Here is a 19,665-nt window from a genome sequence, read left to right as displayed (position 1 = left end):
GACCTGCCGTCGGACCCGGTGCGCCGTACGGCTGTTGAGCCGAACGGGTGAGCCCGGGGCGACGCTACCAGTCGGCGGCGGACGGGGCGGAGGATCAGAGCGCGCAGCCCTCGGTGTCGACCCGGGTGGTGGCGCCCGCGCCGGCCTGCGCCTCGCCGCGCACCTCGGCGGCGGTCAGCACGTAGCCGGTGTCCGAGCTGTCCAGGGACTTGGCGAAGACCACCCCGTACACCCGGCCGTCCGGGGTGAGCAGCGGGCCGCCGCTGTTGCCCTGCCGGACCAGCGAGCGCACCGAGTAGACGTCCCTGACCACCTGGCCACGGTGGTAGATGTCCGGGCCGTTGGCCTGGATCCGGCCCCGGATACGGGCCGGCTGGACGTTGAACGCGCCGTTCTCCGGGAAGCCCGCGACGATCGCGCTGTCGTTGGTCTTCGCCTCGTCGGCGAAGCTCAGCGCCGGGGCGTTCAGCTTGGGCACGTCCAGCACCGCGATGTCGCGCTGCCAGTCGTAGCGGACCACGGTGGCGTCGTAGAGCTGGCCGGTGCCGCCGATCTGCACGGTCGGCTCGTCCACGCCGCCGACCACGTGGGCGTTGGTCATCACCCGGTGCGGGGCGAACACGAAGCCGGTGCCCTCCAGGGTCTTGCCGCAGGCGGTGGCGGTGCCGACCACCTTGACCAGGCTCTGCCGGGCCTTCGCCACCACCGGGCTGGCGGCCAGCGCCGGGTCGGGCGGCTCGACCTCGGTGATCGACTCCCGCTCGAAGGGGTTGAAGACCTGTGGGAAGCCGTTCCTGGCCAGCGCCTTGGTGAAGTCGGAGAACCAGTTCGGCGCGTCCTCCGGCAGCGCGGACTGCACCCCGCCGAGCACCTCGGAGGTCCGGACCTGCTTGGAGACGGTCGGCAGCGAGGTGCCCGCCAGCGCGGAGCCGATCAGCCAGGCGACCAGCAGCATCGAGATCACGTTGACCACCGAGCCGCCGACCGCGTCCAGCGTCCTGGCCGGACGGCGGCCGATGTGGCCGCGCAGCTTCCAGCCGAAGTGGGTGGTCACCGCCTGGCCGATCGCGGCGAAGACGATCACCACCACGACCGCCACCACCGAGGCCACCGTGCCGGGGTCGAGGTGGCGCAGCAGCAGCGGGAGCAGCTGGACGGCGATCAGACCGCCGCTCAGGAACCCGAGCACCGACAGCACGCCGACCACGAAGCCCTGCCGGTAGCCGGTCACGGCAAAACCCAGCGCGGCGACGATCAGCAGCAGATCCAGGACATTCACCCGGCTACCCTCCCATGGGCCGACGCCCGAACGGCGGTACACCCGGCGACGCCGTGCAACTCCCGCACCTCGCCGCTACAGGCTGACCGTCCGGGAGCTGTCCCACTCCCGTTCCAGGCCGCTGTAGTGCAGCACCCGGTCGATCACGCCCGCCGTGAAGCCCCAGACCAGCCGGCCCGCCACCTCGAAGGCCGGACCGACATGGCCGGACGGGTGCCGCAGCCGGGCCCGGTTGGCCGGGTCGGTCAGCTCGGTCAGCGGCACCCGGAAGACCGCGCCGGTCTCGGCCGGATCGACCGGCGCGACCGGGGTCTCCCGGCGCCACCAGCCCAGCACGGGGGTCACCACGAAGTCGCTGACCGGGATGTACAGCGCGGGCAGGACGGCGAAGACCTGCACCCCGGCCGGGTCGAGGCCGGTCTCCTCCTCCGCCTCGCGCAGCGCGGCGGCCACCGGGCCGACACTCGCCGGATCGCCGTCCGCCGGGTCCAGCGCACCACCCGGGAAGGACGGCTGGCCGGCGTGCGAGCGCAGCGCCCTGGCCCGCTCGATCAGCAGCAGGTCAGGACCTGAGGGACCGTCACCGAACAGCACCAGCACGGCCGAGGCCCGGCCCCCCTGGGCCGGCGGCAGGAACCTGCTGAGCTGCTCGGGCCGGACGGTCTCGGCCGCCTCCCGCACCGGCAGCAGCCACCGCGGCAGCCCGTCCCGCTCGATCAGTTCCGCCAGCCCCGTCACTCGGACACCTCCACCGTCACCGTCCCGGCCGGTGGCGCGGGCTCGCCCGGGTAGTCGGCCGGCGGCTTAAGCCGTTGGCCCGGCCGGCCACCCTTCTCGTACTTCAGCAGCTTCGCGGCCTTCTCGGGGTCGGTTTCGCCGACTCCGTACGACGGGCAGAGCGCGGCGATCGGGCAGGCCCCGCAGGCCGGGCGGCGGGCGTGGCAGATCCGGCGGCCGTGGAACACCACCCGGTGCGAGAGCATCGTCCACTCGGACTTCGGGAAGATCTCCGCCACCGTCGCCTCGACCTTGACCGGGTCCTCGTCCGTGGTCCACCCGAACCGCCGGGCCAGCCGCCCGAAGTGGGTGTCCACGGTGATCCCCGGCACGCCGAACACGTTGCCGAGCACCACGTTCGCGGTCTTCCGGCCCACCCCGGGCAGCGTCACCAGGTCCTTGAGACTGCCCGGCACCTCGCCGCCGAAGTTGTCCCGGAGCGCGATCGACAGCCCGATCAGCGACCTCGCCTTCGCCCGGAAGAACCCGGTCGGCCGGATGATCTCCTCCAGCTCCTCCGGCACCGCCGCCGCCATGTCCTCCGGCGTCGGGTACTTCGCGAACAGCGCCGGGGTGGTCTGGTTCACCCGCAGGTCGGTGGTCTGAGCCGACAGCACGGTGGCCACCAGCAGCTCGAACGGGTTCTCGAAGTCCAACTCCGGGTGCGCGTACGGGTAGACCTCCGCCAACTCCCGGTTGATCTTCCGGGCCCGCCGCACCATCGCCAGCTGCGACTCCGGCTTCCGCGGTTTTACGGCCACCGCCGTCATTTCCGACCTGGGTGCCACGGCCTTCCGGGCCTTGCTCTCTGCCATGCACGAAGGCTACGCCGCCGAGCTTCTGGGCAGGCAAAGCCCCTGTAGCCGACAACCTGACGATCCGCTGTTGCCACGACCGACCGTGCTGGAACGCGACCGTCGTCGCCAACAGTCGCGATGCAATGACGCCCTTGGGCGCTGGAGGTCCTCAGGTGAAGGCCTGGCCGAGCAGAGCGGCGAGGGTCGCAGCAAGAGTGAAGTCCAACCCACCGTCAACCTGTCTTATTATTCCGACTTCTGATGAAGCATCGGTACGGGGGACAGTCATGAGGTTCACGCATCGGGCACCGGCCGTCGCGACGGCGCTCACGCTGGCGCTGCTGACCGGCTGCGCCGGCACGACGGGGACAGCGGGAACGGCCGGGACCGCGCCGCAGGCGAGTGGCGACACGGCGGCCGGCAGTGCGAGCGCAAGCGCCGTCGCGACGTTCCGAGGCAAGGACCTGGTGATCAGCGCCGGCTGCACCGTACCCGCCTCCCGGCCCGCCACGGTGTGGGTCCAGGGCTTCGACCCGTCCACCTGGAACAAGGTGGTCTCGGTGGAGTTCACCCTGCCCGCGCAGGTGGTGATCGACAAGCGGGACCGGGAGGAGCTGAGCGCCCTCTACTCACTGTGCGCGGAGAACCTCCCGCACGAGGAACCGGCCGGCGGAACCGCCACCTCCGACGCGGCGTTCGGCCCCCGGGTCCGGCAGCTCTTCGACCGCGACTTCACCAAGCTCGCGGTGGTCACCGCCGACGACCGGACCGGCGCGCGCCACGTCGGATACGTCGACCTCGCCGGCAAGTTCACCGACCTCACCGGGGACGGCGACGGCTTCGCCACCACCCCGAAGGAACAGGACGCCCTGTTCGCCCCCGACGGCGAAAGCGTCTGGTTCACCCACCTCGACGCCGCCCGCCGGCAGCACATCGCCAGCCGCCCGACCTCCGGCACCCACCAGATCACCGAACAGTGGGCCGGCGAGCCGCCCACCAGCCTCGACAACATCCTGCTGCTCGGCGGTTCGCCACTGCGCGGCCTGCTCGGCCCGGGCCCGCGCTTCAGCCCCGACGGCAAGCGGGTCGCCGACTTCGTCTCCGGGCAGGGCCGCAGCGTCACCCCCGTCACCGCGAGCGGTCCGCCGACGACCGCGGGCCTCCTCCGCCTCCCCGACTTCGAATGCGAGCCGTCCGGCTGGGTCGACAACCACACCCTGCTCTGCGCGCATAACCGGACCGGCCCGGACGCCAAGCACCTCAACAACTTCTGGACCGTCGACGTCGACCGGCTGCGCCCTGCGGACTCGAGTGAGACCACGGACGGCGCCGGCCCCGACCTGCTCCCGGTGACCGACCGCAAGAACCTTCCCCTCGCCGTCTCACCGGACGGCAAGCGCCTGCTCTTCCGCTCCGTCCAGGGCAAGGTCGAGCAGCCGTACGTCACCAACCTCGCCCCCGGGTCCCAGCCCCAGCAGATCACCGCCCAGGACACCGCCACCGCACTCGGCTACGGCGACGTCGTCCTCGAGTGGCGCTGACGCCGTAAGGCGAGCGACCGTCGCACAGCCGACGGGCCGTCAGAGACCTCGAACCGATCAGGATTCGAGAAGCGGGAGCCGCCGGGCCGCGGCTAGCTTGATGTCCATGGACATCACCATTCACACCAGCTTCCTCCCGCACGACGACCCGGACGCGTCCGTGGCCTTCTACCGCGACGTGCTCGGCTTCGAGGTCCGCAGCGATGTCGGGCAGGGCAAGATGCGCTGGATCACGGTCGGCCCGGTCGGCCAGCCCGGCACGTCCATCCTGCTGGCGCCGCCGGCCGCCGACCCCGGGGTGACCGAGGACGAGCGCCGGACCATCGTCGAGATGATGGCCAAGGGCACCTACGGATGGATCCTGCTCGCCACCCCGGACCTCGACGGCACCTTCGAGAAGCTGCAGGCCGGCGACGCCGAGGTGGTGCAGGAGCCGACCGAGCAGCCGTACGGCATCCGCGACTGCGCCGTCCGCGACCCCGCCGGGAACCTGGTCCGTATCCAGGAGCTTCGGTAGCCCGTTCGGTCATCGACGTAGGGGGTTCTCCCATGTGCCACCCCGCCTGGGCGCGCGCCCGCCTCGCGGCGCAGCGCCTCAACGACTTCGCACGGCTGCGCCGGGTCCGCGACCGGATCGACCGGGAGTACGCGCAGCCGCTGAGCGTCGAGGCGCTCGCCCGGGGCGCGGACATGCCGGCCGGGCACCTCAGTCGGCAGTTCCGGCTCGCCTACGGCGCGTCGCCGTACGCCTATCTGATGATGCGTCGCATCGAGCGCGCACGGACGCTGCTGCACCACGGCGAGCACGGTGTCACCGAGCTCTCCGCCGCGGTCGGGTGCTCGTCGCCGGAGGCGTTCAGCGCCCGCTTCACCGAGCTGGTCGGCATGTCACCCAGTGCCTACCGACGCGTGCCGCAACAGGTGGCCCGATCGGTCAGGAATCGAGAAGCACCCACCACCGCACCGAAGTGGCGTGACCGCCATGGCGGCGGCACCGCGCCCTGCTCCGACCCGGACGGCTTCGCCTGGGAGACCGCCGCCTCGCTGACCTCCGCGCCCTGATCCGTCGCCCCGCCCGACTCCAGCCCCGCCCGAGAGGAATCCCGCGATGAAGGACACCAAGAGCACGTTCGACGGGTTCACCGCCGAGGAACGCGACGCGATGAAGGAGCACGCCCAGGAGCTGAAGACGGCCACGCGCCGCAGCCCGCGCACGGCCAAGGCGGACGGCGAGAGCGACGTGCTCGCGAAGATCGCCGAGATGCCGGACGACCAGGCCAACCTCGACGACGGCAGCATGTGGCCGACCAGCTACGCCCTCACGGACCTGAACCCCGCCAACGAGGCCCGGATCAGCGAGCTCGTCAGGAAGGCGGCGAACTGACGCCGTCGACCTGATCCACCATCAGGTCGCTCACCCGTTCGGCGGGCCGGGGTCGCACGTCCCGCCGCCGGCCGCAAGGGTGTGGACAGGGCGTATGCCGAGGCGGCCTGCCCGGACGTCCGAGAGGGGGCAGACCCATGGGTGAGGCGATCGGCTCGATGCTGTCGTCGGCGGTGGGGATCGCGATCAGTCCGCTGCCGTTGATCGCGGTGATCCTGATGCTGGCGACGCCGCGTGGCCGGGCCAACGGGATCGCGTTCACGGCCGGCTGGGTGGGTGCGCTGGCCGCAGTGGTCACGGCCGTCGTGGTGCTCGGCAGCGGGCTGACCACCGACGGGGAGAAGCCGACCTGGGCGTACTGGCTCAAGCTCGCCCTGGGAGCGCTGTTCGTCGTGATGGCCGTCAGGCAGTGGCGCGGGCGGCCCCGCGAGGGGCACGTGTCCGCCCCGCCGAAGTGGATGCAGGCCGTGGACCGCTTCACCGCCGCCAAGTCGGCCGGGCTGGCGGTCGTCCTGGTGGCCGCCAACCCGAAGAACCTGGTGCTGGCGCTCGGCGGCGCGGTGTCGATCGCCACCAGCTCGGCGAGTGCGGGCGGCAAGACCGTCGCCGTCGTGGTGATGGTGCTGATCGGTTCGCTGTGCACCCTGCTGCCCCTCGGGGTCTACCTGCTCGGCGGCGACCGCGCGACCCATGTGCTGGGTGAGTGGAAGGCCTGGATGTCGGTCCACAACGGCGCGATCATGACGACCGTGCTCGCCGTGCTCGGTGCCAAGTACCTCGGCGACGCGATCACCGGCCTCTGGTGAGCGGTCCCGGTCCGCGCGCGGTGGCGCGGCGGGCCCGGACCCTGCCCGCCCGCCTGGGCCGGCCGAAACCGGCCGACCTGGTCTCCGGCATGGTGACCGGCCTGTTCTCCATCCCGGAGGGCATGGCGTACGCCGCGATCGCGGGCTTCAACCCGGTCTCCGGCCTGTACGCGGGCGTGGTGCCGCCGATCCTCGGCTCGCTCACCGCGCCGACCGTCCTGATGGTCACCACCCTCACCAGCGCCATCGCGCTCACCGGGCAGAGCGTGCTGGCCGACGCCGGTCTCGACCCGCACGACGTCGGCAACGTGGCCGCGCTGACCGTCATGGTCGGCGGGCTGATGCTGCTGCTCGGGCTGCTCCGGCTCGGTGTGGTGCTCGCCTTCGTCTCGAACGCCGTGATGGTCGGCTTCTCCACCGGCATCGCGCTGCAGATCATCACCGGCGTACTCAAGGACGCCACCGGGTACCAGCCGCGCGGCGAGAACAGGCTCACCCAGCTCGTCGACTGGCTCGTCCACATCGGGGACTGGCAACTCGCCGCCACCCTGGTCTCGGTCGCCACCGTCGTGGTCTGGGCGCTGGCCCGCACCGTACGGCGGCTGGAGGCGGTGGCGCTGCTGGTCGCCATGGTCGCGGTCAGCCTGCTGGTCGGGGTGCTCGGCACCGACGTGGAGCTGGTCGAGGACATCGCCGCGATCCCCGCCGCGCTGCCCTCCTTCACCGCGCCGTCCTGGGGCGCGATGCCCCATCTGCTCGGCGGCGCGCTGTCGGTGGCGCTGGTCGCGCTCGCCCAGGCGGCGGGCATCGCGCCCTCGATGCCCAACCCCGACGGCAGTCGCTCCAGCGTCAACGGGGACTTCGTCTCGCAGGGCGTCGCCAACCTGGGCGGCGGCCTGTTCCAGGCCCTGCCCTCCGGCGGGTCGCTGTCCAGGACCGGCGTCGCCGCCGCCGCCGGGGCCCGGACCCGCTGGGCCGGGGTGGTCTCCGGGGTCTTCCTCGCACTGGTGGTGCTGACGCTCGGCTCGCTCGCCGAGCGGATCCCGATGCCGGTGATCGGCGGCCTGATCCTGGTGGTCGGCGGCGAACTCATCTGGGGCAAGCGGAAGGACATCCTGCTCGTCCTGCGCACCTCGAGGCTCTCCAGCGCCGCGATGGTGGTCACCTTCCTGGCCACCACCCAACTGCCGCTGCAGCAGGCCATCGTGATCGGCGCGGTGCTCTCCCTGCTGCTCTACTGCGTCCAGGCCGCCCGCCGGGCCCGGTTCGTGGCGCTGGTCCGGGACGGGCAGGGCCGGTGGTCCACCGGTCCGGTCCCCGCGCGGCTGTCGCCGGGCGAGGTCACCGTGCTCGACTACGACGGCAACAGCCTGTTCGCCGAACTCCCCACCCTGCGCGCTCAGCTGCCCGAGGTGGCCGGGGCCCGCGACGCGGTGCTGATCCTCGCCGTCCGGGCCGCGCCCGACATCCCCTCCTCCGCCGTCATCAAGGCGCTGCGCCGCTACACCGACACCCTGCACGCCGAGGGCGGCCGGCTGGTACTGGCCGGTCTCCAGCCCGCCCACCTCGCGGTGCTCCGCCGGACCGGGCTGGCCGACCACCTCGGCGCGGACGCCGTCATCCTGGCCGAGGGCCCGCTGCTCGGCCCGCTGGACCGCGCCCACCGCGAGGCCCTGGCGTGGATCGCCGCCCGACCCGGGGCACCGGAGCGACCTGAGCCCCCGTCGGATCCGGGCGGGCCTGGCGGAGCGAGCGGCGACCGGCCGGCATAGCCACTGACAGTCAGCCCAGGATGCCGACCACCGGGTTGAGCGGCGAGGCGGCCGGGCCGCCCGGCGCGACGCCGGGGAGGAAGTCGGTCCAGCGGCCGCTCATCGCGGTCGGGCGGGCCACCACCCGGGTGCCGTCGGCGTAGTAGGTGGCGGAGAGCACCCGGCGCGGGGCGGCGGTGCGGTTCGGCCCGGCGGTGTGGAAGCAGTCGGCGGCGTGGAACGAGACCTCCCCCGCCCGGTACGGCGCGGGTACGGGAGTGACCCCCTCGGCTCGCAGGGTGGCGGCCACGAACCCGTCGTACGCCCGTTCGGCGACCGCCGGGGTGGCGGCCAGCGCGGGCGGCACGGCCGTACGGTCCAGGCAGGCCAGCGGCCCCATCCCGGCCGGGACGTCGTGCAGCGGGATCCAGCTGGTGCACACGGCCGGGGAGTCGAGGGGGTAGTGGTCGGCGTCCCGATGCCAGGGGGTCCGGCCGCAGCCGGGCTCCTTGGAGAGCACGTTGTCGTGGTAGAGCCGTACCCGGTCGGCGCCGAGCAGGCGGGCCGCGAGGTCGCCGAGGCGGCGGGAGAGCGCGACGCTGCGCAGCAGCGGGTCGGTCAGCCAGAGCTGCTCCAGCGCCAGGAAGCGGCCGGGATTGACCAACCCGTGTGCGTTGCCGAGCAGTTGGTCCGTCCGCTCGGCGAGCGCGGCCAGCACCGCGGGCGGGATCACCTCGGGCAGCCGGACGTGGCCCCGGCGACGGAACCGCTCGACGGCCCGGTCCGTCAGCGGGTACGGCTGGTCGAGCGCGCCCGCGACCTCCCCCGGGGTGGCGGGCCGCACCGCCGGCCGGCTCGGCGCCTCGGTGGAACCGACGCTCTGCCCGGGGAAGTTGACCGCCAGGGACATGTACCAGTCCCACCACTCCTGATCGTCGCCCGCCCATTCCGGCTCGGTCGCTCGTTCGGTTCGTGCGTTCATGGCCACCACCTCAGCCGGTCATGTCCGTGTCATGAGTGTTCGTCAGCCTACTTCCCCGCGATCACCCTGGGCGAGAGCACCACAACGGGTGCTGCAAACGGGTGACGAGCTGCCCGTTACGGCATTCGGGGAGCACTGATGAGTACAAATGGCCCCGTACCGTACTCCCCGCCCGCACCCCTCCTCATATGATCGGAGCGACATGCGTCATCCTTGGTGAGGCAAGTCATGACCGGAAGCACCACCCACCACCAGCAGGAGGAAGCACGTGGACGACGTTCTGCGGCGTGCCGCGCTGTTCGCGGCTCTCGATGACGAGCAGGCCGGCGAGCTGCGTGCCTCCATGACCGAGGTGACGCTGGCCCGTGGCGAGTCGCTCTTCCACGAGGGTGACCCCGGCGACCGGCTGTACGTTGTGGCCGAGGGCAAGGTCAAGCTGCACCGCGCCTCCCCGGACGGCCGGGAGAACATGCTCGCCGTGCTCGGCCCCAGCGAGATGATCGGCGAGCTCTCGCTCTTCGACCCGGGCCCGCGCACCGCCACCGCCAGCGCGCTGACCGAGGTCAAGCTGCTCGGCCTCGGCCACGGCGACCTGCAGCCCTGGCTGCACGCCCGCCCCGAGGTCTCGATCGCGCTGCTCCGGGCGATCGCCCGACGGCTGCGCCGGACCAACGACGTGATGTCCGACCTGGTCTTCTCCGATGTGCCCGGCCGGGTGGCCAAGGCACTGCTGGACCTGTCCCGCCGGTTCGGCGTGCAGTCCGACGAGGGCATCCACGTCGCGCACGACCTCACCCAGCCCGTGAGCTGCTGCTCACGGGCCCTCGGGCGTACGGACCGTCAGATCAGGCCGTGGTCCTCCAGGTAGCGCAGCTGCGCCAGCACGGAGAGCTCGGCGGCGGGCCAGAGCGCGCGGTCCACGTCCGCGTAGACCTTGGCGACCACCTGCTCGGCGGTCCGGTACCCCGCCTCCACGGCGGTCTCCACCTGGGCCAGCCGGTTGGCCCGGTGGGCCAGGTAGTAGTCCACCGCGCCGAGCGCGTCGGCCAGCACCGGGCCGTGGCCCGGCAGCACCGTGCGGACGCCCTGCTCGGCGGCCATGGTGTGCAGGCGGCGCAGCGAGTCCAGGTAGTCGCCGAGCGTCCCGTCCGGGTGGGCGACCATCGTGGTGCCCCGGCCGAGCACGGTGTCGCCGGTCAGGATGGCGCCGTCGGCGGGGAGATGGAAGGTAAGAGAGTCGACGGTGTGCCCGGGGGTGCCGACCACCCGGATCTCCAGCCCGCCGACCTCGACCACCTGGCCGCCGTGCAGACCTTCGCCACCGAGCCGGTGGGCCGGGTCGAGCGCCCGGACCTCGGTCCCGGTCAGCTCGGCGAAGCGGGCCGCGCCCTCGGCGTGGTCGTGGTGACCATGCGTCAGCAGGGTCAGTGCCACCCGCTTGCCCTGCTGCTCGGCGATGTCGATCACCCGGCGCAGATGGCCCTCGTGCAACGGGCCCGGGTCGATCACCACCGCGAGCTCGGAGCCGGGCTCGGACAGCAGCCAGGTGTTGGTGCCGTCCAGCGTCATCGGCGAGGGGTTCGGCGCCAGTACGCAGAACGCCCGGGGGGTGGCCCCGCCGCCGATCTCGGCGGCGGGGTCACCAGGAAGCGGACCGCTCACCGGCCGCCCTCGCAGATCCGGTGCAGGCTGCGCGGGTGCAGCGGCCGCACCAGCGAGCGCAGGTACGGCTCCACCGGGACGGGGTCGAGCTGCCCTGCCAGCGAACGGAGCGTCAGCGGCCGGACGGAGAGGGTGGGCTGGGGGTACGCCGCACGGCGAACCACGTCATTGTGGGTCATCGGGCGATCCTTCCTGGACGGGGTGGTCAGTTGAGAGGAAAAATACCGTCGATGGTCAGCTCTTCATACCCCGACCATCGCACTGAGATCCGATCACCGGCCAGCTCGGCCGTACCGAGGATCGGCTCGATCTTCCGGTCCGCCGCCAGGGCGGCCGCCTGCGCCGCCGTACCGGCCGGCAGCAGTTCCCGGAGCACCGTCACGGTCGGCGGCAGCATGCCGTACCGGCCCGCCGCGTGACCCTCGACCGCCTCGGCGGGCGTCAGCCAGGCGACCCGGTCCGCCTCGCCGACCGTGTCGGCGGCCCGCTGCCCGGCGGGCATCGCGGCGACGAAGAACCAGGTGTCGTACCGGCGTTCCTCGAAGGCCGGCGTGACCCACCTGGCCCAGGCCGACAGCAGGTCGGAGCGGAGCAGCAGGCCGTGCGCCCGCAGGAAGTCGGCGAAGGAGAGCTCGTGCGCCTCCAGGGCGGCCCGCTCGGCGGACCAGTCCGCAGCGTCGGCCATGCTGTCGGCATCGGGACCGGCCAGCAGCACGCCGGCCTCCTCGAAGGTCTCCCGGACGGCGGCGCAGACCACGGCCTGCGCGGTGGCGGCGTCCACCCCGAGCCGCTCGCCCCACTCGGCGGGGCTCGGCCCGGCCCAGCCGAGCTCGGCCTCCGCGTCCCGCGGATCGACACCGCCGCCCGGGTAGGCGTACATCCCGGCGGCGAACGGCATCGAGGTCCGGCGGCGCAGCAGGTACGCCTCCGGTCCCTGGGCCGCATCCCGCAGCAGCACCACGGTGGCGGAGGGCTTCGCGGCCGGCGGGGTCAGCTCGCCCGCCGCGAGTGCCCTGATCCGGGCAGGCCAGGAGGGCGGCATCGGCGTCATGCACCGGATGCTAGCCCGCGATCACGCGCACCAACAGGGCTGCACGGGGAACTGCGAAAGTGCCTGACCCTTTACGCACGGATCACGTTGCACGAGGTCGGCGTCGCAGTTCCCCGAGCCCCTGACCGTAGACGGCTGAGCCCGGAGCAACGGTGTCAGGCGGAGACGCGGACCTGGAACTCGATCTCGACCGGTGCGTCCAGCGGCAGCACCGCGACACCGACCGCACTGCGGGCGTGCACGCCCGCTGCGCCGAAGACCTCGCCGAGCAGCTCGCTGCACCCGTTGATCACACCGGGCTGGCCGGTGAAGTCGGAGGCGGAGGCGACGAAGCCGACCACCTTGACGATCTGCTCGACCTTGTCCAGGTCGCCGATCACGGACTTGATCGCGGCCAGGCCGTTGAGCGCGCAGATCTGCGCGAGCTGCTTGGCCTCCTCGGCGGTCACCTCGGCGCCGACCTTGCCGGTGCTGGGCAGCTTGCCCGCGACGAAGGGGAGCTGACCGGCGGTCAGCACGTACTCGCCGGTGCGGATCGCCGGGACGTACGCGGCGACCGGGGCGGCCACCTCGGGGAGGGTCAGGCCCAGCGCGGCCAGCTTCTCCTCAACCTTGCTCATCAGCTCTTCTCCCGCTTGAGGTAGGCAACCAGCTGCTCGGGGTTCGGGCCCGGAACGACCTGGACGAGCTCCCAGCCGTCCTGGCCCCAGGAGTCCAGGATCTGCTTGGTGGCATGGACGAGCAGCGGCACGGTGACGTATTCCCACTTGGTCATGAGGGTGACTCTAGTGCCTGGCCAGGGTGTGATCCGGGCCACAGCACGGGCATGAATCCGTACGGTTCCCCCCGGGCTCCCGGCATCGGGGGCGACGGCTGGTTACCCTCGCGTGAGGAGGCGCCCACCCGGTGCGGCGCCGCTGAGACGGACGGAGACGGAGCGTGGACCAGGTGGACCGGCGCGATCCGGACTGGGAGGGTGTCCGGCTCCACGTCGTCAGCGGCAAGGGCGGCACCGGAAAGACCACCGTCGCCGCGGCGCTGGCGCTGGCGCTGGCCGCCGACGGGGGCCGGACGCTGCTGATCGAGGTGGAGGGCCGGCAGGGGATCGCCGAGCTGTTCGGGCTGGCGGCGCTGCCGTACGAGGAGCGAAAGGTCGCCACCGTCTCGCGGTCCAGGCTCGGGCTCACCGGCCGGGGCCCGGCCGGTGAGCTGTACGCGCTGGCGATCGACACCGAGCAGGCGCTGCTCGAGTACCTGGACATGTTCTACAAGCTGGGCCGGGCCGGGAAGGCGCTGCAGAAGGTCGGCTTCGTCGACTTCGCCACCACCGTCGCGCCCGGGGTCCGGGACGTCCTGCTGACCGGCAAGGCCTGCGAGGCGGCCCGGCGCAAGGGCCCGGACGGGCGGCGGGCGTACGACGCGGTCGTGATGGACGCGCCGCCGACCGGACGGATCACCAGGTTCCTGAACGTCAACTCCGAGGTGGCCGGGCTGGCCAGGTTCGGGCCGATCCATGGGCAGGCGCAGGCGGTGATGCGGGTGCTCAGGTCGCCGGAGACGGCGGTGCACCTGGTCACCCTGTTGGAGGAGATGCCGGTGCAGGAGACGGTGGACGGCATCGCCGAGCTGACCGAGGCGCAACTGCCGCTCGGCGGTGTGCTGGTGAACATGGTCCGGCCGCCGGTGCTGGACGCCGCCGCGGTCGACGCGGTGCACGGCGACCACCGCGAGGAGGTCGCACTGGCTCTCGGCGAGGCCGGTCTCGGCGGGCGGTCCAAGTCCGCGACGACCGTCCGGGCCGCGGTCGAGCCACTGCTCGACCCGCTGCTCGACCAGGCCCGCGAGCACTCCGAGCGGGTCGAGCTGGAGCGGGAACAGCGCGCGGCACTCCAGCAGCTGAAGCGGCCGACGTACGAACTCCCGCTGCTCGGTGGGGGCGTGGACCTGGGCGGTCTCTACCGCCTGGCGGGTGAGTTGAAGCGGCAGGGGGCGGCATGACCGAGCTCGACATCGACACCCTGATCGGGGACCCGAAGACCCGGATCCTGGTCTGCTGCGGCTCCGGCGGGGTGGGCAAGACCACCACGGCGGCGGCGATCGGCCTGCGGGCGGCGGAACGCGGCCGGAAGGTGGTCGTGCTGACCATCGACCCGGCCCGCAGGCTCGCCCAGTCGATGGGCCTGACCGAGCTGGACAACACTCCCCGGGTGGTCAAGGGGGTGAGTGGGGACGGCGAACTGCAGGCCATGATGCTGGACATGAAGCGGACCTTCGACGAGGTCGTGCTGGCCCACGCCGAGCCCGAACGGGCCAAGGCGATCATGGAGAACCCGTTCTACCAGTCGCTCTCCGCCGGATTCGCCGGCACCCAGGAGTACATGGCGATGGAGAAGCTCGGCCAGCTGCGGGCGGCCGGCGAGTGGGACCTGATCGTGGTGGACACCCCGCCGTCCCGCTCCGCGCTGGACTTCCTGGACGCGCCGAACCGGCTCGGTTCGTTCCTGGACGGCAGGCTGATCCGGATACTGACCGCCCCGGCCAAGGTCGGCGGGCGGAGCGCGATGAAGTTCCTGAACGTCGGCATGGGCCTGATCACCGGCACCCTGGGCAAGATCTTCGGTGCCCAGCTGCTGACCGACGTGCAGACCTTCGTCTCGGCGATGGACTCGATGTTCGGCGGCTTCCGCGAACGCGCCGACCGTACCTACCAGTTGCTCAAGGCGCCGGGCACCGCCTTCCTGGTGGTGGCCGCACCGGAGCGGGACGCGCTGCGCGAGGCGGCGTACTTCGTCGACCGGCTGGCCGCCGACGAGATGCCGCTGGCCGGACTGGTGCTCAACCGGGTGCACCGCACCGGAGCACCCCAGCTCACCGCCGAGCGCGCGCTGGCCGCGGCCGAGGCACTGGAGGAGAACGGCTCGGGTGCCACCACGGTGGCGGCCGAGACCCTGGCCGCCGGCCTGCTCCGACTGCACGCCGAGCGCATGCAGGTGATAGACCGCGAGCGGCTCACCCGGGACCGGTTCGTCTCGGTCTACCCGGACGTGCCGATCGTCGAGGTGCCCGCCCTGCCGGGCGACGTGCACGACCTGGAGGGCCTGCGCGCCATCGGCGCGCTGCTGGGCGGCCGGGACTGACGCTCCCGATCGGGCGCATGCCGGGCCGGCGGCTGACGGTCGGTCAGCCGGCCTGCGCCGTACACCTGGCGGCCGTACCCCCTACGGCCGTGCGCCCAACGCCACCGCTGCCACTGTCACGCGGCCGTGTGGGCTAGCCCGCCTGTGCGTAGTCGGTCAGGATGACGCCCGTGGCGAGCGACTCCTCGTACTCGGTGCGAGCCGTCTCCAGCAACCTGCGCCAGGACATCACCGTCGGCCTGCGGCGCAGCAGCGCCCGCCGCTCGCGCTCGGTCATTCCACCCCAGACGCCGAACTCCACCCGGTTGTCCAGTGCGTCCGCGAGGCACTCGGTGCGTACCGGGCACCCGCTGCAGACCGCCTTGGCGCGGTTCTGCGCCGCCCCCTGAACAAACAGCTCGTCTGGATCACTCGTGCGGCAGGCTGCCTGCGCACTCCAGTCGTCCACCCAGCCCATCACGGCGCCGTCCTCTCCCGAATCGGGGCTCCCCCACGGCGGCAACGGCATATTCACCGCTGCCAGTTGAGGACGTTACGGAAGAACGACAGCACGCAACAGCCCCTTCGGGCCCAATCTCAAATGGCCCAATCGGACTATGGGTATCCGTCTTCTCACTCGTTGGAGTGATCGCAGGTCGGGGGCCTTGCCAAGGGCGATCCGGGCACTTTCGTCACCCTCTGCCACGGTGCGCCCGGCAGGGCTGGCGACATATCACCCGACGATGGGTCAATTCGGGCAAAGCTCATCACTCACAAGAGTGACGATGATGAACAGAGCGAAGCTGTCGCAGTGTTGTGACAAGCCTAGGCGAACACCTGCCCCCATGTCCGGGAATCAGCGACGTAGTGTTCTCTCCATGGCACCTCAGCGACCCGCGGGATCCCCGCTTGACAAGGCCGGGCTCGGGCTCAAGTTCCTGGGCATCAGCGTGCTGGCCGGAGTTCTCGTCGCGGGCATGGCTCTGCCCGCCATCGGCGCACTCGGCCTGACCGCCAAGGACACCGCCGAGAGTTTCGACAGCGTCCCGACCGACTTCAAGGCGCCGACGCTCTCGCAGGCCTCGTACATCTACGACGCCAAGGGCGGTCTGATCGCCAAGGTCTTCGACCGCGACCGGACCATCCTGACCCAGGAGCAGATGGGCCCGATCATGCGGCAGGCCCAGGTCGACATCGAGGATGCCCGGTTCTACGAGCACGGCGCGATCGACCTCAAGGGCGTGCTCCGCGCGATCGGGAAGAACGCCGAGTCCGGCGAGGCGACCCAGGGTGCCTCCACGCTGACCCAGCAGTACGTGAAGAACGTCAACGTCGAGCTGGCGGGCGACGACAAGGAGGCCTTCCGCGAGGCCACCAAGAAGAGCCTGGGTCGCAAGATCCAGGAGCTGAAGATCGCCATCAAGCTGGAGGAGGAGCTGACCAAGGATCAGATCCTCACCAACTACCTGAACATCACCTTCTACGGCCACCAGGCGTACGGGGTCGAGTCGGCGGCCAACCGCTACTTCAGCAAGAGCGCCAAGGACCTGACCATCGCCGAGGCCGCCACCCTGGCCGGGCTGGTGCAGAACCCCACGGCGTACGACCCGCTGCTGCACCCCAAGGCGACCCAGGCCCGCCGCGACACGGTGATCGGCAAGCTGCTGGAGAACAAGCACATCACCGACGCGCAGGCCAAGGAAGCGATCGCCGCCCCGCTCAACCTGAAGTACAAGGAGCCGCTGAACGGCTGCATCACCGCCCAGGCGGGGATGGGCTTCTTCTGCGACTACGTCCGGCACGTGGTGAAGCAGGACCCGGCCTTCGGCAAGAGCGCCACCGACCGGCAGCGGCTGTGGAGCCAGGGCGGCCTGAAGATCTACACCACCATCGACCCGGACAAGCAGAGCGCCGCGTTCAAGGCGGTGGCTGCCAAGGTCTACCCCGGCGACTCGGTCGCGGCCGCCGCCACCATGATCAAGCCGGGCACCGGCGAGATCCTGGCGATGGCGCAGAGCCGCCCGTACGGCCTGGACCTCAAGCAGAACCAGACCGTGATCAACCTCAACGCCGACGCGGCGATGGGCGGCGGCAACGGCTTCGCCCCCGGCTCGACCTTCAAGCCGATCCTGGCAGCGGCGGCACTGGAGAGCGGGATCCCGATCACTCAGGAGTACCCCTCCCAGTACGAGATCGAGTACCCGAAGATGTCCCAGTGCTCGGGCACCTGGAACGAGAAGGGCGTCAAGCTCAAGAACGAGAACCCGGCCGAGATCGGCCCGTACGCGCTGAAGGAGGCGATGGCCAAGTCGGTCAACACCTACTTCGTGCAGATGGAGGCCGAGATGGGCCTCTGCGCGGTCAAGCAGATGGCCAACAAGCTCGGCCTCAAGAACCTGGCCAGCGGCGCGCCGCTACTGGAGTTCCCCTCCATGGTGCTCGGCACCCAGGAGGTCTCGCCGATGGTGATGGCCAACGCCTACGCGACCTTCGCCGCACGGGGCAAGTACTGCACCCCGGTCGCCGTGAAGTCGGTGGTCAACACGGCCGGCACCCAGCTGGCCGTGCCGCAGGCCAACTGCACCCAGGTGATCAGCGAGACCACCGCGGACGGCATCAACACCCTGCTGCTCGGCGTGACCGAGAAGGGCACGGCCTCCTCGCTCACCCTGGACGACCGTCGCCAGATCGCCGGTAAGACCGGTACCACCGACGAGCGGCACGCGGCCTGGTTCACCGGCTACACGCCCGAACTGTCCACCTCGGTCTGGCTGGGCGGTCCGACCGGAAACGTCTCGATGAAGAACATCAAGATCGGCCCGAACAAGTTCCCCGAAGGCGTGTACGGTGCCACCGGCCCCGGGCCGATCTGGCAGATGGCCATGAGCGAGGCCCTGAGCGGCACGCCCAAGGGCACCTTCCAGACCGTCAACATCCCCGAGCCGCAGCCCAAGCCCGACCCCAACGCCTCCGCCTCCCCGCCCTCCGGCGACGGCCCCGGTTCGACCGGGGCGGGCCCTCTCTTGCTTGGTCTCAGGTGCCCGCCGTTACGGCTGCAGCGCGGCCTTCACCGCGGCGGCCACCCTGCCCCCCTCGGCCAGGCCGTCCACCTTCGGCTTCACCAGCTTCATCACCGCACCCATGCCCTGCGGACCGGTCGCCCCGCTGGCCGCCACCGCCTCGGCCACGATCGCGGTCAGCTCCTCGTCGCTGAGCTGCTTCGGCAGGTACCGTGCCAGGAACTCGCCCTCGGCCCGCTCCTGCGCGGCCGAGTCGGTGCGGCCGGCCGCGTCGAAGGCCGTCGCCGCCTCCCGGCGCTTCTTCGCCTCCCGGGCGATCACCTTCAGTACCTCGTCGTCCGAGAGCGTCCGCTCCGTCGTGCCGGACTTCTCCTCGGCCGTGACGGCGGACAGGGTGAGCCGGATGGTGGAGGAGCTGAGCTCGTCCCGAGACCTGATCGCGGCGGTGAGGTCCTCCTGCAGTTGCTGCTTGAGCGTAGTCATGCCCGAATCCTCGCAGTTGTGCCAGCCGGTCGCTCGCCATTTTGACCTCCGAGAGTACGGGCGGGCCCCTGCGAGCGCGTCGACACCTCGCAATGTGACTAGCTAGATTTCAAAGGGTAAATCTCGTTGTCATTCACTGCGCCTTGCGCGTGCTTTGCCATGCCTTGAATCCGCCAGGAAGGTTTGGACTACCGTGACCCCCACCTTGGACCTGACGACCCGTCTACTCCTGGGCCTGGCCCTCATCCTGGGACTGAGCAGGGGGGCCGGCCGGATCGCCGTCAGGCTCGGACAGCCGCCGGTGCTGGCGGAGATAGCGGCCGGGATCGCGCTGGGGCCGACCCTGCTCGGGCGCCTGCTGCCGGACTGGCACCACCGGCTGTTCGGCGCCGACGCGCTGACCGTGTTCAACGGCCTGGCCCAACTCGGCATAGCCGTCTACGCGTTCGAGATCGGAACCGCCCTCGCCCGACCCCACCAAGGCGATCCTCGGACGCCGCCGACGCGGTCCCCGCTGCCGCTCACCCTGGTCTCGCTGCTGGTACCCGCGGCCGCCGGACTCCTGCTCGTCCCCTGGCTGCACGGCGCCGGATCGAACGGTTCACCGGCCGCCTTCGCGGTCTTCGTCGCCTGCGCCTTCGGCGTGACCGCAGTGCCCGTACTGGCCCGGATCCTGCAGGACAGGCGCCTGGACGCGACCCCGGTCGGCCGGCTGAGTCTGACCTCGGCCTCGATCGGCGACGGGGCCTGCTGGTGCCTGCTGGCCCTGGCCCTGTGGCTGTCCGGGCGGATCGAGCTCGGCAACCTGGTCCTGGGACTCCTCGCGGTGGGCGGGGCCGCGCTGGCAGCCTGGCGCCGTTCGGTGCGCGAGCGGCAGCGGCCCGGGCCCGCCCGGGAGTGGGGGGTCGTCCCGCTGCTCGGCGCGATCTGCCTGGCGGCCGCGGCCTCCTCGGCGCTCGGGCTGCACGCCCTGTTCGGCGGACTGGTGCTGGGCCTGCTGCTGCCCGCGGCCGGAC

General features: G+C 71.6%; 20 protein-coding genes and 2 pseudogenes. 11 read left to right on the top strand and 11 right to left on the bottom strand.

Annotated elements, in window-relative coordinates; translation table 11 throughout:
- Nucleotides 1-94: 94 nt before the first annotated feature.
- The 3 genes from ACXJMZ_RS32920 to nth all read right to left on the bottom strand — a co-directional run bounded on the left by ACXJMZ_RS32920 (nt 95) and on the right by nth (nt 2,826).
- Nucleotides 95-1,279: a MarP family serine protease gene (locus ACXJMZ_RS32920; protein WP_457033675.1), complete on the bottom strand. Its 1,185-nt coding sequence runs from the start codon at nt 1,277-1,279 to the stop codon at nt 95-97.
- Between the two features lie 75 nt (nt 1,280-1,354).
- Entirely contained in the window at nt 1,355-2,017 is a 663-nt protein-coding gene (locus ACXJMZ_RS32915; protein ID WP_457033674.1) for an NUDIX hydrolase, read from the bottom strand.
- On the bottom strand, nt 2,014-2,826 hold the full coding sequence (gene nth, locus ACXJMZ_RS32910) for an endonuclease III (RefSeq protein ID WP_457033685.1): 813 nt from the start codon (nt 2,824-2,826) through the stop codon (nt 2,014-2,016). The genes ACXJMZ_RS32915 and nth overlap by 4 nt, the downstream gene beginning before the upstream one ends.
- A 314-nt stretch (nt 2,827-3,140) precedes the next feature.
- Between nth and ACXJMZ_RS32905 the strand changes: the two genes are divergently transcribed.
- The 6 genes from ACXJMZ_RS32905 to ACXJMZ_RS32880 all read left to right on the top strand — a co-directional run bounded on the left by ACXJMZ_RS32905 (nt 3,141) and on the right by ACXJMZ_RS32880 (nt 8,356).
- Nucleotides 3,141-4,394, top strand: coding sequence for a hypothetical protein (locus ACXJMZ_RS32905; RefSeq protein WP_457033673.1), 1,254 nt, complete (start codon nt 3,141-3,143; stop codon nt 4,392-4,394).
- 106 nt (nt 4,395-4,500) lie between these two features.
- The gene (locus ACXJMZ_RS32900; protein ID WP_457033672.1) at nt 4,501-4,911 is read left to right on the top strand and encodes a VOC family protein; all 411 of its coding nucleotides are present in this window, start codon (nt 4,501-4,503) and stop codon (nt 4,909-4,911) included.
- 32 nt (nt 4,912-4,943) lie between these two features.
- Complete coding sequence (locus ACXJMZ_RS32895; protein ID WP_457033671.1) at nt 4,944-5,456, top strand: helix-turn-helix transcriptional regulator; 513 nt, start codon at nt 4,944-4,946, stop codon at nt 5,454-5,456.
- A gap of 46 nt (nt 5,457-5,502) precedes the next feature.
- Nucleotides 5,503-5,778, top strand: a complete 276-nt coding sequence (locus tag ACXJMZ_RS32890) for a hypothetical protein (protein WP_457033670.1) — start codon at nt 5,503-5,505, stop codon at nt 5,776-5,778.
- A gap of 137 nt (nt 5,779-5,915) precedes the next feature.
- Entirely contained in the window at nt 5,916-6,584 is a 669-nt protein-coding gene (locus ACXJMZ_RS32885) for a GAP family protein (protein ID WP_457033669.1), read from the top strand.
- On the top strand, nt 6,581-8,356 hold the full coding sequence (locus ACXJMZ_RS32880) for a SulP family inorganic anion transporter (RefSeq protein ID WP_457033668.1): 1,776 nt from the start codon (nt 6,581-6,583) through the stop codon (nt 8,354-8,356). The genes ACXJMZ_RS32885 and ACXJMZ_RS32880 overlap by 4 nt, the downstream gene beginning before the upstream one ends.
- 10 nt (nt 8,357-8,366) lie before the next feature.
- Here the strand turns inward: ACXJMZ_RS32880 and ACXJMZ_RS32875 are convergent, their stop codons facing one another.
- Nucleotides 8,367-9,317 carry a phytanoyl-CoA dioxygenase family protein gene (locus ACXJMZ_RS32875; protein ID WP_457033667.1) on the bottom strand — a complete coding sequence of 317 codons (951 nt, stop codon included), beginning with the start codon at nt 9,315-9,317 and terminating at the stop codon, nt 8,367-8,369.
- 268 nt (nt 9,318-9,585) lie between these two features.
- On the opposite strand from ACXJMZ_RS32875, the pseudogene ACXJMZ_RS32870 reads away from it, so the two are divergent.
- Nucleotides 9,586-10,116: pseudogene (locus tag ACXJMZ_RS32870) on the top strand (Crp/Fnr family transcriptional regulator); the annotation flags it as partial.
- Between the two features lie 41 nt (nt 10,117-10,157).
- On the opposite strand, the gene ACXJMZ_RS32865 reads toward ACXJMZ_RS32870, so the two are convergent.
- The 5 genes from ACXJMZ_RS32865 to ACXJMZ_RS32845 all read right to left on the bottom strand — a co-directional run bounded on the left by ACXJMZ_RS32865 (nt 10,158) and on the right by ACXJMZ_RS32845 (nt 12,805).
- On the bottom strand, nt 10,158-10,979 hold the full coding sequence (locus ACXJMZ_RS32865; protein ID WP_457033666.1) for an MBL fold metallo-hydrolase: 822 nt from the start codon (nt 10,977-10,979) through the stop codon (nt 10,158-10,160).
- A complete protein-coding gene (locus ACXJMZ_RS32860; RefSeq protein WP_405018308.1) occupies nt 10,976-11,158 on the bottom strand; it encodes a hypothetical protein in 183 nt (60 codons plus the stop codon). Before ACXJMZ_RS32860 ends, ACXJMZ_RS32865 begins: the two co-directional genes overlap by 4 nt.
- 26 nt (nt 11,159-11,184) lie before the next feature.
- Nucleotides 11,185-12,030 carry an NUDIX hydrolase gene (locus tag ACXJMZ_RS32855; protein WP_457033665.1) on the bottom strand — a complete coding sequence of 282 codons (846 nt, stop codon included), beginning with the start codon at nt 12,028-12,030 and terminating at the stop codon, nt 11,185-11,187.
- 155 nt (nt 12,031-12,185) lie between these two features.
- Complete coding sequence (locus tag ACXJMZ_RS32850; protein WP_057232065.1) at nt 12,186-12,650, bottom strand: RidA family protein; 465 nt, start codon at nt 12,648-12,650, stop codon at nt 12,186-12,188.
- A complete protein-coding gene (locus ACXJMZ_RS32845) occupies nt 12,650-12,805 on the bottom strand; it encodes a DUF4177 domain-containing protein (protein WP_157531528.1) in 156 nt (51 codons plus the stop codon). Before ACXJMZ_RS32845 ends, ACXJMZ_RS32850 begins: the two co-directional genes overlap by 1 nt.
- 164 nt (nt 12,806-12,969) lie before the next feature.
- On the opposite strand from ACXJMZ_RS32845, the gene ACXJMZ_RS32840 reads away from it, so the two are divergent.
- Together ACXJMZ_RS32840 and ACXJMZ_RS32835 are read left to right on the top strand one after the other, a co-directional pair.
- The gene (locus ACXJMZ_RS32840; protein ID WP_457033664.1) at nt 12,970-14,028 is read left to right on the top strand and encodes an ArsA-related P-loop ATPase; all 1,059 of its coding nucleotides are present in this window, start codon (nt 12,970-12,972) and stop codon (nt 14,026-14,028) included.
- Entirely contained in the window at nt 14,025-15,167 is a 1,143-nt protein-coding gene (locus tag ACXJMZ_RS32835; protein WP_457033663.1) for an ArsA family ATPase, read from the top strand. Before ACXJMZ_RS32840 ends, ACXJMZ_RS32835 begins: the two co-directional genes overlap by 4 nt.
- 133 nt (nt 15,168-15,300) lie before the next feature.
- Here ACXJMZ_RS32835 and ACXJMZ_RS32830 read toward each other — a convergent pair whose 3' ends face one another.
- Nucleotides 15,301-15,624 carry a WhiB family transcriptional regulator gene (locus ACXJMZ_RS32830; RefSeq protein WP_033333275.1) on the bottom strand — a complete coding sequence of 108 codons (324 nt, stop codon included), beginning with the start codon at nt 15,622-15,624 and terminating at the stop codon, nt 15,301-15,303.
- Between the two features lie 139 nt (nt 15,625-15,763).
- Between ACXJMZ_RS32830 and ACXJMZ_RS32825 the strand changes: the two are divergent.
- Nucleotides 15,764-17,902 (top strand): annotated as a pseudogene (locus tag ACXJMZ_RS32825) (transglycosylase domain-containing protein); the annotation flags it as partial.
- A gap of 291 nt (nt 17,903-18,193) precedes the next feature.
- On the opposite strand, the gene ACXJMZ_RS32820 reads toward ACXJMZ_RS32825, so the two are convergent.
- On the bottom strand, nt 18,194-18,649 hold the full coding sequence (locus ACXJMZ_RS32820) for a GatB/YqeY domain-containing protein (RefSeq protein WP_457033684.1): 456 nt from the start codon (nt 18,647-18,649) through the stop codon (nt 18,194-18,196).
- 193 nt (nt 18,650-18,842) lie between these two features.
- Between ACXJMZ_RS32820 and ACXJMZ_RS32815 the strand changes: the two genes are divergently transcribed.
- The coding region (locus ACXJMZ_RS32815; protein ID WP_457033662.1) for a cation:proton antiporter domain-containing protein at nt 18,843-19,665 on the top strand (823 nt) is incomplete at its 3' end.

This window comes from Kitasatospora sp. P5_F3 (assembly GCF_054049135.1).
The sequence above is the reverse complement of the archived record's forward strand: the minus strand, read 5'-3'. Positions and strand labels throughout refer to the sequence as shown.

What these genes read in the sequence shown, in the direction of transcription:
- ACXJMZ_RS32850 (WP_057232065.1), bottom strand. Translation starts at nt 12,650, where the DNA reads ATGAGCAAGGTTGAGGAGAAGCTGGCCGCGCTGGGCCTGACCCTCCCC.
- ACXJMZ_RS32900 (WP_457033672.1), top strand. Translation starts at nt 4,501, where the DNA reads ATGGACATCACCATTCACACCAGCTTCCTCCCGCACGACGACCCGGAC.
- ACXJMZ_RS32835 (WP_457033663.1), top strand. Translation starts at nt 14,025, where the DNA reads ATGACCGAGCTCGACATCGACACCCTGATCGGGGACCCGAAGACCCGG.
- ACXJMZ_RS32875 (WP_457033667.1), bottom strand. Translation starts at nt 9,317, where the DNA reads ATGAACGCACGAACCGAACGAGCGACCGAGCCGGAATGGGCGGGCGAC.
- ACXJMZ_RS32895 (WP_457033671.1), top strand. Translation starts at nt 4,944, where the DNA reads ATGTGCCACCCCGCCTGGGCGCGCGCCCGCCTCGCGGCGCAGCGCCTC.
- nth (WP_457033685.1), bottom strand. Translation starts at nt 2,826, where the DNA reads ATGACGGCGGTGGCCGTAAAACCGCGGAAGCCGGAGTCGCAGCTGGCG.
- ACXJMZ_RS32890 (WP_457033670.1), top strand. Translation starts at nt 5,503, where the DNA reads ATGAAGGACACCAAGAGCACGTTCGACGGGTTCACCGCCGAGGAACGC.
- ACXJMZ_RS32860 (WP_405018308.1), bottom strand. Translation starts at nt 11,158, where the DNA reads ATGACCCACAATGACGTGGTTCGCCGTGCGGCGTACCCCCAGCCCACC.
- ACXJMZ_RS32820 (WP_457033684.1), bottom strand. Translation starts at nt 18,649, where the DNA reads ATGACTACGCTCAAGCAGCAACTGCAGGAGGACCTCACCGCCGCGATC.
- ACXJMZ_RS32885 (WP_457033669.1), top strand. Translation starts at nt 5,916, where the DNA reads ATGGGTGAGGCGATCGGCTCGATGCTGTCGTCGGCGGTGGGGATCGCG.
- ACXJMZ_RS32855 (WP_457033665.1), bottom strand. Translation starts at nt 12,030, where the DNA reads ATGACGCCGATGCCGCCCTCCTGGCCTGCCCGGATCAGGGCACTCGCG.
- ACXJMZ_RS32845 (WP_157531528.1), bottom strand. Translation starts at nt 12,805, where the DNA reads ATGACCAAGTGGGAATACGTCACCGTGCCGCTGCTCGTCCATGCCACC.
- ACXJMZ_RS32905 (WP_457033673.1), top strand. Translation starts at nt 3,141, where the DNA reads ATGAGGTTCACGCATCGGGCACCGGCCGTCGCGACGGCGCTCACGCTG.
- ACXJMZ_RS32830 (WP_033333275.1), bottom strand. Translation starts at nt 15,624, where the DNA reads ATGGGCTGGGTGGACGACTGGAGTGCGCAGGCAGCCTGCCGCACGAGT.